Genomic DNA, 16303 nt, shown 5'->3' with positions numbered 1-16303 from the left:
TACATAGGTGTATTTCATAAAAAAACTAAAAATTTGCAGTAACACCGCAACTTTTAAAGCCCAAACCGGTATAATAAGTACGGACCGGATGGGAAAAGACGTGCAAGGGCGAGGAGGGCCAATCTCACCATGACGGATTCCCAGTTGATCCAGCAAATCAAACAAGGAAACACGGAATTATATTCAGAATTAATGCGTCGTTATCAACGTAAAATACTAGCATTTGTATATCATATGCTTAGAAATTCACATATGGAGCTTATCGCAGAGGACCTTTGTTCGGAGACCTTCTACAAGGCATTTCGTAGCTTGCATTCCTTTCGAGAGGTAGATGCTTCATTCTCAACATGGCTGTACACTATCGCCCGCAACACTGTTCTAAGTGAGCTTCGCAAGAACCGTGCCGGTAATGTATCTCTGGAAGAGAGTGGATATACACCAGTAGCACCGTTTGAAGTTGCACCCGAGCAGGCTGCATTGCGCAATGAACGGATGAATTTGGTCCGTGAGGCGATAAATAATCTTCCCGAAAAACAACGCTCTGCACTTATCCTACGTGAATATGATCAAATGGACTATCAAGAAATCGCAGAAATTTTAGATCAGAGTGTAAGCTCAGTGAAATCATTATTGTTTCGTGCCAGGAGTAGTGTGAAGCTTCAACTCGAATCCTATTTCAATGAGCCTGAAGTTGAAGAGCAGGTTGAGAGGGTGTAAGGCGAATGAATTGCAGGGAAGCGCAAGAATGTATTCCGCTCTTGTGGGACGCTCCCCCCACACATCCTAGGCGGATTTTACTTGAAAGACATATTGAAACTTGTCCTTACTGCGCTGCAGAATGGGCTCTATGGCAAGAGAGCAGCCTGCTTATGCAAGATTTGAGGGAAGAGATCAGTGAAGAGCGTGCTGAAGCCATAAATGTTAAGGTCATGGAGCGGATTTATTTAGAGAGTCCATGGTTGATGCCCGGTGACGGGAAATCTGCTGGAACCTCTGCTATTGTTCGCCATCGGCTTAGCTTATGGATCGCATGCTTTCTGGCAATATTTCTGTCCAGCGTTCTTTATTTTACGATGTTCAGAACTCCAGGTGATGCAGTTGTTGCTCAGAGTGGAATTGTGGAGACAGGTGTCGCTGGATCCTCGATGGAATGGCAATCAACGTATCCAATTTTGGGCTCTGAAGGTGGGATCATTGAACCCCTTGTAGTAAGTATGGGACCCACTCATCCTCAATACTGGATGATGTTATCAATGTTAGGTGTAGGCTTTGCAGTATTTTCATTAACTAGGCTGAATCGTTATCGCCGATCATAGAGGGGTATTAGACGTATGTCTTTGCTTCCGTTATTTATAATATTCAGAACATTGAATGAGTCCCTTTACTTAATGTAATGAGGGGCTTTTTGCATTGTAAAACTCATAAAAAGAAGACTTTTTATTTCATCCATGTTACATTAAGAGACAAATACTTTGCTGAAAAGGGGGAGGCAACATGCTAATCGGCTTGATACGCCATGGATTGACGGACTGGAACGCGATAGGGAAAATACAGGGACAAAGTGATATTCCACTTAATGATGAAGGACGGATGCAAGCTGCAATGCTTGCTGACCGCTTATTACAGGAACCGTACAGCTGGGACTGCTGCGTTACTAGTAATCTTTCCCGCGCTGCTGAGACCGGTAAGATTATTGCTGACAAGTTAGGGATTCCGCTATTAGAACCTGATCAGCGTATCCGGGAACGTGCTTATGGGCAGGTAGAAGGGCTTACTGCCGCAGAACGTGAAGAGAAGTGGGGGAAGGAATGGAGCCAGCTCTCCCTCGGTCAAGAAACCGACGAACAGCTTCAGGCTCGGGCTCTTGCTTTTATGGAAGATATTTCTGCACTGCATCCCAATCGGAATATACTCGTCATATCGCATGGAGGATTTCTTGCTCAGCTGTATACTGCTCTTTACAAGGATAAGTATTCTGAACGAATTGGCAATCTATCCTTGACGATTCTGGAGAAGAAAGAGCGGGAATGGAACCCTATTTTATATAATTGTACTCGCCATATCCTGCAAAATCAGCATTAACCCGGGCTTCGGGTTATTTTTTTTGCAATAAAGGGAATAAAATAGGCAGTATTCCCCATAATGGTAGTAAAACGGTGAGGCGATAAAACATGAATCTGGCGGATATGCTTACTTATGCAGATATTGGACAGCTGACCGCCATAGCGGGCCGCTACCGGTGTGAATGCAAACAGAATTCCAAACACGACTTGATCCAAAGTATTTTGATTATGCTTGGAAGCAGAAGTTTTATGGAGTCTCATATCCGGGAATGCGCTCCGGAGGATTTACGGTTTTTGAATACATTGCTTTTTGATGAACGCACCTACTTTAGTCTTGAGGATTTATTGGCTGTGGCAAGGCAAGCATCTTTTGATGCACCTGAAGGAAAAACTGGAGGTTTCCGGGAGATGGTCTCACGCTTCAAAAGTGGAGGCTGGCTCTTTAGTGGTTCCTCGCAGCAGACCAGATATTTGTACCAGGTACCCAAAGATTTAAAAGAGCGTTTTCGGGAGACGATGAGTGCACATATCAAAGAGAGCATCGCAACTAGCCCTGAACCTGTGATGTATCGCAGTGAAGGAGAATTAATGATCAGTGATCTGGTAATGCTGCTGAGATATATTAAGGACAATGAGCCAGAACTGAATCAGGAAGGGGCAATGTATAGGCGTTATCAGCAAGGTGTGATGAACGCGCTTCATATTCCGGAGGAGCTTCTTAGCAAAGGCGGTTGGAGGTTTGGTTATGGGAGAGCTTGTGAGCATTATCCTCCAAGATTTGCGCTTTTGTATGACTATATTCGTCACCGCCGTTGGATCTCTGAGGAAGGCTTCCGGCTAAGGCTTACTGCGACCGGTGAGGCTGTGTTAAACGATGGAAAATGTGATTCGTTGATGCAGATATTCTCTTTTTGGTTAAGACTATATAAAGGGGCTGTGCCAAATCTACCTTCACTTGTGTATTGGATAAGCATCAGCGCCGGCAATTGGGTGACAGTACCTTCTTTAGTGGATGGTGTGGGGTGGCTAATTAAACCGTTTTATTATGACAGTGCTGCTTCTATTCTAGAGCAACGTATAATACGGATGATGGTGCACCTAGGCATGCTTAAACTGGGCGAGACTTCTGGTGGACTCGCTGTGATGATGACACCATGGGGGATAGAGACAGCCGTGCCTAAGTATCTTCGGTAGAGGTGCGCGTGCGAATGCTTATGGGGATTACATATGCAGAAGTAGGAATCCGTTATTGTTGCTGATGGGTACAATAGAGGAAGTGTTGAGCGGAATGGGCGAATATGTAGAACGAAGACAGGATTGATGAATATGCTTTAGTAGGTGCCGATTCTCTTGAAACCGAAAACATAATCATCTTGATGAATATCAAAATATCAAATAACAAGAAAAAAAGGATCTCTTAAACAGCGGAGGTGTATCGAATGGACAAAATGAAGGCTACGTATGAAGTGATGCTAGGACTTGCGGCAGAAATGGTGTGGGATGAAGCGCTGCGAAAGCGTCGCTCCGACATCTTGCACCGTGAGATTGACACGGCGCTGGCTACCGGAGATGAGATGGCTTTCCGAAATCTTACTGAGGAACTTAAAAGTTTGGCATAAAGAAATGCGCTTAGCGCATTTCTTTTTTTGCTTATAATCTACTCAATTTGCTTAATCGGACGAAAATAAAAAATCTAAATCTGGACGTTCCTCCTCCTCCTTCAATATAATGGGTTCTATAACTTCAGGAAGATCTGCGAAAGACCGGAAAAATTAACAATTATACATAGGGAGATGAATGGGAATGAAATTCAGCGATTTTGAAGTGGACACTTGGGAAGAGAATCGAAAATTCTATGATACATGTCTCATACCTTTTACAGGATTAAGTGGACTGGAGAGTCCTCCTGAGACCGTTCAGGCACTCGAAAGATTACGTAATTTCATGGATATGGTGGAAATACCGTTCAAGGGGCGGATCGTGACTTACCCAGCCATTCAGTACGCTGGAGAGGGCTATGTGAATTTAATTAATGAGATTTGCCAAAAAGTCAAATCCAGTGGTTTCCAGCATGTAGTGGTGTTGACAGCGGATGTACCTCTCCAAGAAGGCCAAATCTATGAAAGCGATTTAGTTCTCTCTCTGCCTATCATTGAGGCTTCTCATGAAGGGAAGAATGACAGTGAAATTAGGATGAAAATTCAAGACATGTGGCGGAGATGAACTTCTTATAAATGTGACAGAAAATCAACAATTATAGGTTAAAATCGCTTTTTAGCCTGTCACAAATTAGACAATATTCTTGACGGGTTTTGGAGCCTAAGCTATTATTAGGTTGAATCCAAATGGTATGTGATGTATTTCATTGAAAAGATTTGAAAACGGATTATTTATATTGAGACATCTCTGATCGGACACCACAGATACTTTCTTATATCTTGAGAAGGGGGTTATATAACAGTATGAGCAGCCATAATGAACAACAGGAGACATGGCCTGAACAACCACCCAGCCGTAAAGAGATGTCGCGCAGGCAATTTTTGACCTACACGCTTGGTGGCGCCACTGCTTTTATGGGGGCGGGTACAATTCTCCCCATGGTCCGTTTTGTCGTGGATCCGATATTACATAAGAAGGGTGCTGGAGATTTTATCAAGGTTGCTGAGATAAGCAAAATCACCGAAGAGCCCCAGGAATTTACTTTTGAATTGAAACAGAAGGACGGATGGTACGACAGTACAGCGACACTCACTGCGTGGATCCGGAAAGACGCGAAGGGTGATATTTATGCGCTTTCACCGATCTGTAAACATTTGGGATGTACGGTCGGGTGGAACAACGATAAAGCTCATCCGGACGAATATCACTGCCCATGCCATGGTGCACGTTATACAAAGCTTGGCAAAAATCTCGAAGTTGCTCCTAAGCCGCTTGACCAGTATAAAACGAAATTCGATAACGGGTGGGTGCTTTTGGGAGACATTGTGCCAAATACAGTAGCTCGTGAGGAGGCGTAGTTCTGATGTTTAAAAATGTCTATAACTGGATTGACGAACGTCTGGATGTTACGCCGATTTGGAGAGACGTGGCCGATCACGAGGTTCCTGAGCATGTTAATCCGGCCCATCATTTCTCTGCGTTCGTGTATTGCTTTGGCGGACTGACCTTTTTTATCACTGTCATTCAGATTTTATCAGGTATGTTCTTAACGATGTATTATGTTCCGGACATTATTAATGCTTATGCTAGTGTTGAGTATTTGCAGACAAGTGTTGCATTTGGACAGATTGTCCGCGGGATGCATCACTGGGGCGCAAGTCTAGTAATTGTTATGATGTTCCTTCATACAATGCGCGTCTTCTTTACAGGCTCTTACAAAGCGCCGCGCGAGATGAACTGGGTAGTTGGAATGCTGATTTTCTTCGTAATGTTGGGACTTGGTTTAACAGGTTACTTGTTGCCATGGGATAATAAAGCTTATTTTGCAACAAAGGTAACTCTTGAAATAGCCAATTCTGTTCCAGTGATGGGGCCGGTGCTGAAGGAACTGATGCAAGGTGGAACGATTGTTGGTGCCGAAACCTTAACTCGTTTTTTCGCACTACATGTATTCTTCCTCCCAGCGGTGCTTCTTAGTCTGCTCGTAGGACACTTTATTATGATCCGCAGACAAGGGATTTCCGGACCGTTGTAAGTTAATCTGAGAGAGGAGGAATACGGATGGCGCATGGAAACAATTCTAAGGAAAAGGTTGTATATGTCGGTGATTCCAGAGTTCGCAGAGGGAACGGATTTATCACACCTCCGGACTACACGGCTTACCCCGGCAAATCGGAAGCCTTTATCCCTAACTTTCTACTGAAGGAATGGATGGTCGGAGTCGTTGTACTTGTAGGAATATTAGTCCTTACTATTTCAGAGCCAGCTCCGCTAGGTTTTCCAGCAAATGCTAGTGCTACGGTTATCCCGATTCCTGACTGGTATTTCTTGTTCCTCTATCAGTATTTGAAGCTCCCATATGCTTCAGGCGATTATATCGTTCTGGGTACACTAGGAGTTACTGGTGTGGCTTTTGGTTCACTTCTGTTGGCTCCTTTTCTGGATACGGGTAGAGAGCGTCGCTTTTACCGTAGACCGATTGCTTCATCTTTAATGTTCTTGTCACTTGCAGCGATTGTTTATTTGACCAATACAGCCTGGACTGAATACAAACATGAAATGGCTGAAACGGGTCAGATTCCTGAAGATGTTCAACGGGAAGAAAAGGCGGCGGAGAACAGGGCTAAGGGTCTTCCAACCTCCAGTGCCGTTAAGCCAAAAGAAGTAGCGATTGTGGACAAGGATGATCCTGCTATGGGACTCTTCAAGCAAGCCACTTGTATCTCCTGTCACGCAGCAGATTTGAAAGGGGCGGGCGGTCCTTCACTTCGTGGAGTTGGAGACACCCACGACAAAGAAGCAATCCTTACTATTATAAAAGAGGGTCAAGGGCAGATGCCAAAAATGTACGATACCGCTTTGGGAGCAGGTCTATCAGAAGCGGATATTGATACCTTGGCCGGCTGGCTTGCCAAACAAAAAAGCGAACAGTAAAATAATGATAACGCAACCTGATCGTGCATGCGGTCAGGTTTTTGTATGTCTAAATGCGAAGTGCCATTACTTGGGGAGGTTAATAATCTGTATGCCAGTTCATTGGTTTAACAAACTGTTTAAGAACCGGGGAATTATCTGGTTGTTATTTATCGTAAATTTCCTGGGTACAATTTATGGTTACATATGGTATGGCAATCAACTGGAGTTCACTGCGGCTAATTATCCACACTGGCTGCTTCCATTTGTTCCGGATAGTCCAACCGCAAGTTTGTTTTTTACCTTGGCTCTGTTGCTGATGCTTTTCCCTCCAAAAAGCTACACAGGAAACAATGTAAGGGAACTTATTGAGGCTTTGGCGGTCGTTACGTCAGTGAAGTACGGGATATGGGCAGTGAGTATTATTTTTGCCGGGGGTTATCACGGTGATGTTTTGGTTTGGAAAGATTGGATGCTGGTAATCTCCCATACGGGGATGGCAGTTGAAGCATTGATTTATGCGAGGTTTTTTTCTTTCCGCAAAATGATTCCATTAGCCCTGCTTTGGACACTCGCCAACGATATGCTGGATTATTCTTACGGAATCTATCCGTGGTTACCTTCTGTTTTGAACGATTATGTTATACAGGTACAGTACTTTACAATGGCGCTTACGCTGCTTAGTGTTGCAGCTGCTTGGTTGTTTAGTAGAAGACAAAGACCGGTAGATTCAATCTATCAGTTCAAGAATAGACGTTAGTAAGCAGTTCTATCCCTTGTCCCCCTGCCATACATTTAGAATTATAAGAAGTATAAGTTTTATACTATGCTTTATCCTTATAATTTTACGAGAAACGAATATCGTCTTTAAAAGACGACAACGTCGTTTCTTCTTAAGTAGGAGGGGGATGTCTCATGCTCCGCGGGAGATATTATGTAGTGGTTGTTCTAGTATTCTGCTGGCTGCTGTCCAGTATGGATGTTGTAAAGGCTTCAGCAGCGCTAGGGGATGCTGGTGAAGGGTCTGGCAAAGCTTCGAAGCAAAGCGCCGACGTTAGTTCGGGCAACGGTTTGGCAGTAATGAGCGGAAAGACTGGGGCGCAGCAGCTGGAACAAGCTGCTGAGGCATTGTATGGGTATGTTTTGGAAGGGGATGTAATGAAGGTCCGACAGGAGACCGAAGCGATCTCCAAGATCTTTGTGTCCTCATCCTTTGAAGGAATGACCTCTGTGGAGGGTATTAATGCATTGTCAGGGGTCATTATGGACCTGAAGGCTACCGTGGCAGGCGCGAAAATAAATCCACAGCAATGGGAAGCGGCAGCCGCCAAGCTACGTCTAGCTGCCAACAGTCTTAATCATCCGCGCCAGCCTATTTGGCTTCAGTACTACAAGCTGATTCGCGAGGATCTAAATGCGATGGAGCAAAGTGCGGTTGCAAATGATTTGGCGGGCTGGAAAACAGCTCTGGAAAGACTGCAGGGCAGGTATGATAACATTCGGCCAGCAGTGATTGTCTCCCACCAGCCTGAAGTTGTGAATGCTTTTGATTCCTGGCTCTCATATGCGGCCGGCATTCCTTCGTCCTCACAAAAGGTTGAACGTGCCCGCCTGCTTGAAATTGTATCTTATGGTCAGGATGCGGTAAGAGTAATGTTCGGAAAAGAGAAGGATGAACCTGCTTTGTCCTTGCCGCTGGCATCGCAAGAATTTGGGATTTGGGGAGGGTTAGCCGCAAGCTTCATTATAGCTGCGTTAGCCTATGTAGCCTATCGCAAGTACCGAGGTCAGAATCAGAATTGGAAGCCGATTCCGTAGGATGAAATTATAAACAGCAAAAAGGAGTGTGGGCTTGAAATGGCCTACACTCCTTTTTATTTAGGTTTCTCGAAAGCCTTCTCCATGTACGTCGTGTACATCGCTAATAATTACGAAGGCGCGTGGATCAACGGATTTGACCAGCAGACTTAGCCGGCGGATTTCTTGCCTTGAGACTACACAGTACACCATATATTTGGCTTGCTTGGAATAAGCACCGATGGCAGGGATGAGGGTTACACCACGGTCCATTTCGGCTGTAATCAGATCGGCAATTTGTGGTGCTTCATCACTGATAATTGTAAATGCCTTGGCAGCATAGGCGCCTTCTTGGATAAAATCTATCACTCGTGATGAGATAAAAACTGCGACGAGTGTGTAAAGTATTTTTTCTTTAGGAATGTAGAGGATGGAAGAGCCAATAATAATAATGTCGATGGCCAAAATAATCTGCCCCATGCTCCAGCCAAAATTCCGTCCCAGAATTCTTGCGACAATATCAACACCACCTGTTGTACCCCCAAATCGGAATACAAGCCCAAGCCCCGTTCCAAGCGTTACTCCTGCGTACAGTGCCGCAAGAATAAAGTCGTGTTCGGTACTGAAGGGGATAATCCATCCCGCAGTAATCATTCGTTCGAAAACCCACAGGAAAAAGGTCAACGCCCCGATCCCTACACCTGTATACACAATTTGCCGCCCGCCTAGGACTTTCCAGCCCAGCAGAAACAAAGGAAGGTTGATCAGCAGTGTGGATAAAAAGATGGGAATACTAAAGGCATAATTAAGGAGAAGTGTGATCCCGGTTACGCCGCCTTCCATCAACTGATTAGGAATGATGAAATACAGTAGCCCGAAGGCATATACTGCGGCTCCGAGCAAGATGGGAGCGACTGTCTTGCTGATTGTAATTACCTTTTTTGAATTCATGAAATCCCTCGTTAGGCCTTTTGTAGGCAGTTTTTCTTTTCCTATAATAAGTATACCTTTTCTTGCGTGTGTTAAAATATTCAAAAAAGATTGTCTTCAAAACGTCTTTACGATAACATAGGGGCAAACAGAAGGCAAGATATACAGAGGGGGAGAAGTTACATTTTATGGACAAAAGTCTTGGTGACATACAGCGTGAAGTAGACGCTTATATATCGCAGTTTAAGGAAGGGTACTTCAGTCCACTCTCTATGCTGGCCCGCATGTCCGAGGAAGTCGGAGAACTGGCTAGAGAGGTCAATCACGAGTTCGGCGAGAAGCCTAAGAAGTCTGATGAAGCTGAGAATTCCATTGAACTTGAACTGGGAGATATTCTGTTTATTACCGTTTGTTTTGCAAATTCTCTCGGGATAGACCTGACGGAAGCGCATAATAAGGTAATGCATAAATTTAATACCCGTGATGCGGGACGTTGGACACCGAAAGACACCGATTAGGCCTCTATAACATATGCTGTACCAAACGAACGGGATTTAGCCGTGAGGATGGTGTGTATATGGATCATAAGGATTATGTAAGAGAGGCCTACCGCTCGATATTGCGCAGTGACTTTGCCGAAGCTATTGTTTGCTTCGAGTCTGCAATTGCAGCAAGCCCTGCTGATGCCGAGGTTAGATATCGTTGTTCCATAACGTATGCCCGCAGTGGTATGCTAGATAAAGCTTTAGTTCATGCTCAGGCTGCTGTAAAGCTGGACACCAGCAAACCTGAGTATAGTCTGCATCTGCAGCATTTGCAGGCTATGATGCATGTACAAGAAGCCAAACGGTTGATAGAAGATGAAGACAACAAAACTCGCAACCCTTATCATCCGATTACACTGCTCAAAGAGGCTATTACCCTTGATCCATTATATGGGGATGCTTATGTATGGCTTGCTATCGCGCATAGCCGAGTGAATGAACATTTACAAGCTATGACTGCCTTAAAAGAAGTGATTTCGTTACATCCGGATGATTCTGGCTTGCGGGAATTGATGAGAGACCTTCAGAAATCCATACAATCGTATATGCAATAACTATATAACTAGTGAGAGCGAGGATGGAAAAAATATGAATAACAAGATCAGGGTCGTTGTATCCGGCGCAGGCGGAAGAATGGGTAAAGAGGTTGTTAAACTTGTATTGCAGGACGAAGAGCTGGAGTTAGCAGCAGCAGTAGATCGTTCTTCGGGCGATATTGATGCAGGGCGTCTGGTAGGTCTGGAAGACTCAGGCGTTATTGTAACTTCTGATCTTGAGGCCGCCCTCGCGGGAAGCAACGGAGATGTCCTTGTCGATTTCACTACACCGCAGTCAGCGTATACGAATACAGCGCTAGCTATTAAGTACGGAGTGCGTCCGGTTATCGGTACAACCGGATTCACACCGGAGCAGATGGTGGAACTGGACAAGCAGTGTCAAGAACAGGGGATTGGCGGACTTATTGCTCCGAATTTCTCCATTGGAGCTATTCTATTGATGAAATTTGCGGCACAAGCTTCAAAGTACTTCCCGCATCTGGAAATTATAGAGTATCATGGTGACCAGAAACTGGATGCTCCATCCGGAACTGCGGTCAAAACCGCAGAGATGATTTCGGAAGTTCGTGAGGAACTTCGTCAAGGTAATCCTAAAGAGGAAGAAACCATTGAAGGTGCCCGTGGTGGTTACTATAACGGATTCCGGATACATAGTGTCCGTCTTCCTGGTGTGTTTGCTCAAGAAGAAGTGATTTTTGGTGGATTCGGACAATCCTTAAAGATTCGCCATGATTCTTATGAGCGTGCAGGATATATGCCAGGCGTTAAGATGGGTATTGAAAAGGTAATGGGATATACAGGCTTGATCTATGGATTCGAGCACTTTATAGAATAGACAGGAGAGAACACCATGTTAAAGATCGCATTTATTGCCCACGATCGTAAAAAAGATGAAATCGTAAATTTTGTATTAGCTTATGAACATGTATTTGAAGGTCATGAACTATTTTCTACAGGGACTACTGGCCAACGGATTATGGATGTAACTAACTTAAAAATTCATCGTTACATGTCTGGTCCATTAGGTGGAGATCAGCAAATCGGTGCAATGGTAGCACAGGATGAACTGGATCTTATTATTTTCATGCGGGATCCATTAATGGCGCAGCCACATGAACCTGATATTTCAGCTCTGCTTCGTTTGTGTGACGTATACGGGATACCGGTAGCTACGAATATTGCCACAGCGGAAGTTCTTGTGAAGGCGATTGATCGTGGTGATTTTGCTTGGCGTGCACTGGTTCACAAATACAAACCGGGTGTTGATGAATGAAGCTGGACATTCTTGTATTTGGTGCGCATGCAGATGATGCGGAGATTGGTATGGCAGGAACCATTGCAAAACATACCGCTGCGGGACTTAAGGTGGGACTTTGCGATTTAACAGCCGCGGAAATGTCATCGAACGGTACAGTAGAACTTCGCAAGCAAGAAGCGCAGCAAGCTGCAGACCTTCTCGGAGCATCCGTGCGGACAAACCTGGGTCTGCCAGATAGAGGGCTTTTTATTACAGCAGAGCATGTGGCGGCTGTGACTGCTGAAATTCGCCGCTTTTCTCCTACGATAGTTTTTGCTCCTTATTGGGAGGATCGTCATCCCGATCATATCGCCTGTAGCAAGCTGGTGGAAGAGGCTGTTTTTAATGCCAAGCTACGTAAATATATGCCGGACAAGCCGGCAATTCCTGCTCCACAGCTGTACTTCTATTTTATCAATGATTTAGGACGTACCGATCTTATTGTTGATGTTACTGAACAATATGGCTTGAAGGAGCAGGCATTGTCCTGCTATCGCTCCCAGTTCACCAAACCTCCGGGTGCGGATACTGTATCCACACCGTTAACGGAAGGCTACATTGAACGAGTCCGTTCGAGAGATATGCTGCTTGGCCAGCGCAGACTGATTCCTTATGCAGAAGGGTTTGCAACCAAGGTACCTCATACGGTGGAATTGTTTACTTAAGGAACGGATATAACGAAGTTTGTATGATAATATAATAAGCTGATTAAGATTGATCCAGGAGCGCTTGGAATTAATACGCCATTGCGCTCCTGAGAGCTTTTATTGAACAGCTTAGAGAAATGAAGTCCTGTGTGATTTTGAAAGAAACGGTGTTCGCTTTTTTGAAAGCGGCCGACAAACAATAGATGATTCATTACACGAATCAATACTGGAGAAGAAGGAGACAGGAAGATGGATCGTATGCTAAAAATAGGAATTACCTGTTATCCGTCTCTTGGCGGTTCAGGCGTAGTTGCGACTGAATTAGGTAAACTCTTGGCCGAGAAGGGTCATGAAGTTCATTTTATTACACATAGTATCCCGTTCCGGTTGGGAACGTTTCAGAAAAATATTTTTTACCATGAGGTAGAAGTAAACGATTATTATGTATTCCGCTATCCCCCGTACGATCTAGCGCTTGCTACGAAGATGGCTCAGGTTGCCAAAATGCAAAATCTGGACCTTCTCCATGTTCACTATGCAGTGCCACACGCAGTGTGTGCTTTCCTTGCAAAGCAAATGCTTGGGAACGATATGAAGGTTGTAACGACTTTGCATGGTACGGATATAACGGTGCTTGGTCAGGATGAATCGCTTAAAGATTTGATTCGTCTGGGGATTAATGAAAGTGATGCCGTTACGGCGGTCTCTCAGGATCTTATTAGAGAAACACGGGACGTACTCGATATTACCCGCGACATTGATCTCACTTATAACTTCGTGGATCATCGGGTCTATTATCCGCGTGATGTAACGGATCTGCGGGGAGATTTCGCAGCGCCTGATGAGAAGATTCTGATGCATATCAGTAATTTCCGTCCTGTAAAAAGAGTCAGCGATGTTGTTGACGTTTTTGCCAAAGTGAATCGTGAACTGCCTTCACGCCTGCTGCTTGTAGGTGAAGGTCCGGATCTTCCCAAAATTCAAGCCAAAATTAGCGAAATGGGTCTGGAAGATAAAGTTCGTTTTCTGGGAAGGCAGGATGAAATCGCTCAGGTGATCTCTTTAGCTGATCTGCTTCTGCTACCTTCCGAGAAGGAAAGCTTTGGTCTGGTTGCTCTGGAAGCAATGGCTTGCGGCGTACCGACGATTGGCTCGCAAACCGGAGGCATCCCTGAGCTTATAGAGCATGGAAAGACTGGATTCCTTGCCCCGATTGGCGATACAACGGCTATGGCTAAATATGCAGTTAAGCTCCTGTCGGATGAACGTATGGTGCAACAGTTCAGAGAAGCTTGTTTACAAACAGCCTGCAAAGATTTCTGTAAGGATTCGATAACGAAACAATATGAAGATATTTATTACCGGGTGCTGGGGCGCAAGGTACTTGGACTGGACCCGGTTCGGGGGTAAGGAGTCATATATGGAATGGACAATGGCACCTTCTGCGATGGCAGTTGCAGCGGAGATTGTAATTTCCGAGTTAACCCAAAATGGCCACGAGGCTTATTGGGTTGGAGGATGTATTCGCGATGAGCTATTGGGTAGGCCAGTGCATGATATGGATATTACAACCTCAGCACTGCCGGAGGAAGTGATAGCTATCTTTGCGCGCAGTGTGCCAACAGGATTAGCTCATGGTACGGTCACCGTGATACAGGATGGTTGTGCGTTTGAAGTGACGACATACCGCACAGAAAGTGGTTATGTTGACCATCGTCGTCCTGAGCATGTTTTTTTCGTCAACGATGTGAAGGAGGATCTTCGTCGTCGTGATTTCACGATCAACGCGATTTGCTGTGGATTAAATGGGGAACTTATTGATCCTTTTGAGGGTGAGAAGGATCTACAGCTGCAGGTGATTCGCTGTGTAGGCGATGCGGAGGAGCGGTTTGACGAAGATGCGCTTCGCATGCTTCGCTGCATTCGTTTTGCAGCGGTGCTGGATTTCTCCATCGCGAAGAACACGTGGAGGGGCCTGATGCGCCAGCGGGATAAGCTGGCGCATATTGCTGTGGAGCGTGTCCGCGCGGAGCTGGACCGCATCGTCGAGGGGCCGCATCCTCTGCGCGGCCTCGGCATGCTAGCGCGCTGCGAGCTGCTGGCGCGCGGCAAAGCCCCGTTCCCCTGGACCGGAACCGATATGGCGGCTGCTGCCGCCTTAACGGCCGGGATCGGGGAACTGGAGAGCGCCCGCCTGCGGTGGGCGCTTCTCCTCCATGCCCTGAAGCAGTCGGCCCAAGAGGCCGATGTGCTGCTGCGGGCATGGACGTTCTCGGGGACGACGCGGAGCGGCGTCGTCCAGGTGCTGCGGGTCCGCGAAGCTTGGACCGCTGCGATAGAGGCCCTGCCGCCGGGTACGGGCGGCAGGGAAGGTCTGCGGCGGCAATGGATCGCCGCCGTGCTGGCCTTTGGCGTGGAAGCTGCCGAAGGGTGGCTCTCGCTGCTGGCGATCCTGCCAGCAGTTGCACCTACTCTTCCCGCTGCTGCCTCTTCTGCCTTTTCCGTCGTGGAATCGACAGAGGCCTCAACAACACCTGCCGCTGTAAATGTACAAGCGGCAAGAGAATGGATCGCTCAAATGCCGCTAACCAGCCTTTCAGAGCTTGAGATTACAGGCAATGAGCTGGTGGGGGCTTTGGACAAACGTCCGGGACCATGGCTAGGCAAAATGTTAAATGGACTCCTGCAAGCGGTCGCTTCAGGTGATTTACCTAACGATAAACAATTATTACTGCTTGAAGCAAAAAGGATGGATAGACATGTGCGATGATAAAGCGCTGTCGCTAACTGAGCTGAAGCGAGAGACCTCCGCTTCGAATTGGGTAGGCGACATTCAGTTGCTGGAATCTGTGGTGTCCACTCAAGAAGAAGCTAAGTTTTTAGCGGAAAACGGCGCGCCGGAAGGGACAACTGTCATCGCGGAAGAACAGACGGGCGCCCGAGGCCGAATGGGAAGAAAGTGGTTTTCTCCCCGTGGCAAGGGCATTTGGATGAGTATTGTGTTACGGCCCCAATTACCCTTGTCGGAGACTCCGCAGCTGACATTGCTGGCTGGGGTTGCCGTCTGTAAGGCAATTCGACGGGTAACAGGTGTAGATGCCGGCATCAAATGGCCGAATGATCTGCTCGCAGGCGGTCGTAAGATTTGTGGGATTTTACTCGAATCTTCTCTAAGAGAAGGGGAGCTTCATTATTGCATTGCTGGAATTGGCATTTCCGCGAACATGACAGAGGAAGATTATCCTGATCATCTGCAGGAGGTCGCGACTTCACTTCGGATTGAGCGGGGCGGTGCTCCAGTTGACCGTTCTGAGCTGGTAAAAGCGGTTTTGGACGAGCTGGAGATGCATTACAATTTGTACATGAAGCAAGGTTTTAAACCCATCAAAGAGCTCTGGGAGTCCATGTCAGTGACTTTGGGCCGCCAGATCGCACTGAATAGCCCTCAGGGGCGTTCTGAAGGTGTGGTAGTAGGTTTGGATGAAATAGGTGGTCTGCTGCTTAAAAACAGCTTGGGAGAGATCTCTAACGTATGCTCAGGTGAGATTGAACTTTTATAATATTTTTTATATGACAAGGGTATCATCCCTTGTCATATTTTTTTCGTGTAATTCCGAGCTTTTTTTGTTATACTATGGGTCGGAGGCGGTATCGTTTAACGAACTGTACTCTTGAACTGAAGAACTTTTTTATATTTTTATTATTGGAAATACCTTCATAACTGCGTTTGACGGTTACGTTGGATTCTGCTCTGAGCCGTAAGGACCGAGACAGAAGGGACGATCGCAAGTGACTCTTTTTTGCCCTTCGGACCTTTTTAGCAAATGATTGCTAAAAGGTTTTTTTGTTGCGATTTTTACGGGCAGGTTACTTAAAAAAGGAGGACGAAAAGAGA

At 46.0% G+C, this 16303-nt stretch carries 20 protein-coding genes; 19 read left to right on the top strand and 1 reads right to left on the bottom strand.

Features of this window, described 5'->3' with window-relative positions:
- Positions 1-129 precede the first annotated feature (129 nt).
- From MHH89_RS12165 to MHH89_RS12115, 11 genes are all read left to right on the top strand, one after another.
- Complete coding sequence (locus MHH89_RS12165; protein ID WP_036676255.1) at positions 130-717, top strand: RNA polymerase sigma factor; 588 nt, start codon at positions 130-132, stop codon at positions 715-717.
- 152 nt (positions 718-869) lie between these two features.
- Positions 870-1316, top strand: a complete 447-nt coding sequence (locus tag MHH89_RS12160) for a hypothetical protein (protein ID WP_051490909.1) — start codon at positions 870-872, stop codon at positions 1314-1316.
- 178 nt (positions 1317-1494) lie between these two features.
- Entirely contained in the window at positions 1495-2082 is a 588-nt protein-coding gene (locus tag MHH89_RS12155) for a histidine phosphatase family protein (protein WP_076127520.1), read from the top strand.
- An 89-nt stretch (positions 2083-2171) separates the two neighbouring features.
- A complete protein-coding gene (locus MHH89_RS12150) occupies positions 2172-3257 on the top strand; it encodes a hypothetical protein (protein ID WP_076101463.1) in 1086 nt (361 codons plus the stop codon).
- Between the two features lie 245 nt (positions 3258-3502).
- Positions 3503-3682 (top strand): IDEAL domain-containing protein, encoded by a 180-nt coding sequence (locus tag MHH89_RS12145; protein WP_036676261.1) that lies wholly within the window; start codon positions 3503-3505, stop codon positions 3680-3682.
- 184 nt (positions 3683-3866) lie between these two features.
- Positions 3867-4286 carry a DUF2487 family protein gene (locus tag MHH89_RS12140; RefSeq protein ID WP_076192197.1) on the top strand — a complete coding sequence of 140 codons (420 nt, stop codon included), beginning with the start codon at positions 3867-3869 and terminating at the stop codon, positions 4284-4286.
- Positions 4287-4525: 239 nt separating this feature from the next.
- On the top strand, positions 4526-5080 hold the full coding sequence (locus MHH89_RS12135) for a QcrA and Rieske domain-containing protein (protein WP_076127525.1): 555 nt from the start codon (positions 4526-4528) through the stop codon (positions 5078-5080).
- A gap of 5 nt (positions 5081-5085) precedes the next feature.
- A complete protein-coding gene (gene qcrB, locus MHH89_RS12130; protein WP_036676266.1) occupies positions 5086-5757 on the top strand; it encodes a menaquinol-cytochrome c reductase cytochrome b subunit in 672 nt (223 codons plus the stop codon).
- A 26-nt stretch (positions 5758-5783) separates the two neighbouring features.
- Positions 5784-6656: a menaquinol-cytochrome c reductase cytochrome b/c subunit gene (locus tag MHH89_RS12125; protein ID WP_076134674.1), complete on the top strand. Its 873-nt coding sequence runs from the start codon at positions 5784-5786 to the stop codon at positions 6654-6656.
- A 91-nt stretch (positions 6657-6747) separates the two neighbouring features.
- Positions 6748-7395, top strand: coding sequence for a DUF1405 domain-containing protein (locus MHH89_RS12120; RefSeq protein ID WP_076141308.1), 648 nt, complete (start codon positions 6748-6750; stop codon positions 7393-7395).
- A 155-nt stretch (positions 7396-7550) separates the two neighbouring features.
- Positions 7551-8453: a sporulation protein YpjB gene (locus MHH89_RS12115; protein ID WP_341087211.1), complete on the top strand. Its 903-nt coding sequence runs from the start codon at positions 7551-7553 to the stop codon at positions 8451-8453.
- Positions 8454-8513: 60 nt separating this feature from the next.
- Here the strand turns inward: MHH89_RS12115 and MHH89_RS12110 are convergent, their stop codons facing one another.
- Positions 8514-9383: a YitT family protein gene (locus MHH89_RS12110; RefSeq protein ID WP_076127532.1), complete on the bottom strand. Its 870-nt coding sequence runs from the start codon at positions 9381-9383 to the stop codon at positions 8514-8516.
- A gap of 167 nt (positions 9384-9550) precedes the next feature.
- Here MHH89_RS12110 and MHH89_RS12105 point away from each other — a divergent pair, with 167 nt between their 5' ends.
- The 8 genes from MHH89_RS12105 to MHH89_RS12070 all read left to right on the top strand — a co-directional run bounded on the left by MHH89_RS12105 (position 9551) and on the right by MHH89_RS12070 (position 15968).
- Complete coding sequence (locus MHH89_RS12105; protein WP_036676271.1) at positions 9551-9880, top strand: nucleotide pyrophosphohydrolase; 330 nt, start codon at positions 9551-9553, stop codon at positions 9878-9880.
- Positions 9881-9939: 59 nt separating this feature from the next.
- Entirely contained in the window at positions 9940-10461 is a 522-nt protein-coding gene (locus MHH89_RS12100; RefSeq protein WP_036676272.1) for a tetratricopeptide repeat protein, read from the top strand.
- A 34-nt stretch (positions 10462-10495) separates the two neighbouring features.
- Positions 10496-11299, top strand: coding sequence for a 4-hydroxy-tetrahydrodipicolinate reductase (gene dapB, locus MHH89_RS12095; RefSeq protein WP_036676273.1), 804 nt, complete (start codon positions 10496-10498; stop codon positions 11297-11299).
- A gap of 15 nt (positions 11300-11314) precedes the next feature.
- Positions 11315-11737 carry a methylglyoxal synthase gene (gene mgsA / locus MHH89_RS12090; RefSeq protein WP_036676275.1) on the top strand — a complete coding sequence of 141 codons (423 nt, stop codon included), beginning with the start codon at positions 11315-11317 and terminating at the stop codon, positions 11735-11737.
- Positions 11734-12426, top strand: a complete 693-nt coding sequence (bshB1, locus tag MHH89_RS12085) for a bacillithiol biosynthesis deacetylase BshB1 (protein WP_076127533.1) — start codon at positions 11734-11736, stop codon at positions 12424-12426. Before mgsA ends, bshB1 begins: the two co-directional genes overlap by 4 nt.
- A 231-nt stretch (positions 12427-12657) precedes the next feature.
- Positions 12658-13818: an N-acetyl-alpha-D-glucosaminyl L-malate synthase BshA gene (gene bshA, locus MHH89_RS12080; RefSeq protein WP_036676278.1), complete on the top strand. Its 1161-nt coding sequence runs from the start codon at positions 12658-12660 to the stop codon at positions 13816-13818.
- 10 nt (positions 13819-13828) lie between these two features.
- Positions 13829-15178, top strand: coding sequence for a CCA tRNA nucleotidyltransferase (locus MHH89_RS12075; RefSeq protein WP_341087210.1), 1350 nt, complete (start codon positions 13829-13831; stop codon positions 15176-15178).
- On the top strand, positions 15168-15968 hold the full coding sequence (locus tag MHH89_RS12070; RefSeq protein ID WP_341087209.1) for a biotin--[acetyl-CoA-carboxylase] ligase: 801 nt from the start codon (positions 15168-15170) through the stop codon (positions 15966-15968). Before MHH89_RS12075 ends, MHH89_RS12070 begins: the two co-directional genes overlap by 11 nt.
- Positions 15969-16303: the final 335 nt, after the last annotated feature.

The organism is Paenibacillus sp. FSL H7-0323 (genome assembly GCF_038002725.1).
Lineage (GTDB): Bacteria > Bacillota > Bacilli > Paenibacillales > Paenibacillaceae > Paenibacillus_AQ > Paenibacillus_AQ odorifer.
The sequence above is the reverse complement of the archived record's forward strand: the minus strand, read 5'-3'. Positions and strand labels throughout refer to the sequence as shown.

Bases quoted from the DNA above. Each gene is read 5' to 3' on its own strand.
- MHH89_RS12165 (WP_036676255.1), top strand. From the start codon at position 130: ATGACGGATTCCCAGTTGATCCAGCAAATCAAACAAGGAAACACGGAA.
- MHH89_RS12160 (WP_051490909.1), top strand. From the start codon at position 870: ATGCAAGATTTGAGGGAAGAGATCAGTGAAGAGCGTGCTGAAGCCATA.
- MHH89_RS12155 (WP_076127520.1), top strand. From the start codon at position 1,495: ATGCTAATCGGCTTGATACGCCATGGATTGACGGACTGGAACGCGATA.
- MHH89_RS12150 (WP_076101463.1), top strand. From the start codon at position 2,172: ATGAATCTGGCGGATATGCTTACTTATGCAGATATTGGACAGCTGACC.
- MHH89_RS12145 (WP_036676261.1), top strand. From the start codon at position 3,503: ATGGACAAAATGAAGGCTACGTATGAAGTGATGCTAGGACTTGCGGCA.
- MHH89_RS12140 (WP_076192197.1), top strand. From the start codon at position 3,867: ATGAAATTCAGCGATTTTGAAGTGGACACTTGGGAAGAGAATCGAAAA.
- MHH89_RS12135 (WP_076127525.1), top strand. From the start codon at position 4,526: ATGAGCAGCCATAATGAACAACAGGAGACATGGCCTGAACAACCACCC.
- qcrB (WP_036676266.1), top strand. From the start codon at position 5,086: ATGTTTAAAAATGTCTATAACTGGATTGACGAACGTCTGGATGTTACG.
- MHH89_RS12125 (WP_076134674.1), top strand. From the start codon at position 5,784: ATGGCGCATGGAAACAATTCTAAGGAAAAGGTTGTATATGTCGGTGAT.
- MHH89_RS12120 (WP_076141308.1), top strand. From the start codon at position 6,748: ATGCCAGTTCATTGGTTTAACAAACTGTTTAAGAACCGGGGAATTATC.
- MHH89_RS12115 (WP_341087211.1), top strand. From the start codon at position 7,551: ATGCTCCGCGGGAGATATTATGTAGTGGTTGTTCTAGTATTCTGCTGG.
- MHH89_RS12110 (WP_076127532.1), bottom strand. From the start codon at position 9,383: ATGAATTCAAAAAAGGTAATTACAATCAGCAAGACAGTCGCTCCCATC.
- MHH89_RS12105 (WP_036676271.1), top strand. From the start codon at position 9,551: ATGGACAAAAGTCTTGGTGACATACAGCGTGAAGTAGACGCTTATATA.
- MHH89_RS12100 (WP_036676272.1), top strand. From the start codon at position 9,940: ATGGATCATAAGGATTATGTAAGAGAGGCCTACCGCTCGATATTGCGC.
- dapB (WP_036676273.1), top strand. From the start codon at position 10,496: ATGAATAACAAGATCAGGGTCGTTGTATCCGGCGCAGGCGGAAGAATG.
- mgsA (WP_036676275.1), top strand. From the start codon at position 11,315: ATGTTAAAGATCGCATTTATTGCCCACGATCGTAAAAAAGATGAAATC.
- bshB1 (WP_076127533.1), top strand. From the start codon at position 11,734: ATGAAGCTGGACATTCTTGTATTTGGTGCGCATGCAGATGATGCGGAG.
- bshA (WP_036676278.1), top strand. From the start codon at position 12,658: ATGGATCGTATGCTAAAAATAGGAATTACCTGTTATCCGTCTCTTGGC.
- MHH89_RS12075 (WP_341087210.1), top strand. From the start codon at position 13,829: ATGGAATGGACAATGGCACCTTCTGCGATGGCAGTTGCAGCGGAGATT.
- MHH89_RS12070 (WP_341087209.1), top strand. From the start codon at position 15,168: ATGTGCGATGATAAAGCGCTGTCGCTAACTGAGCTGAAGCGAGAGACC.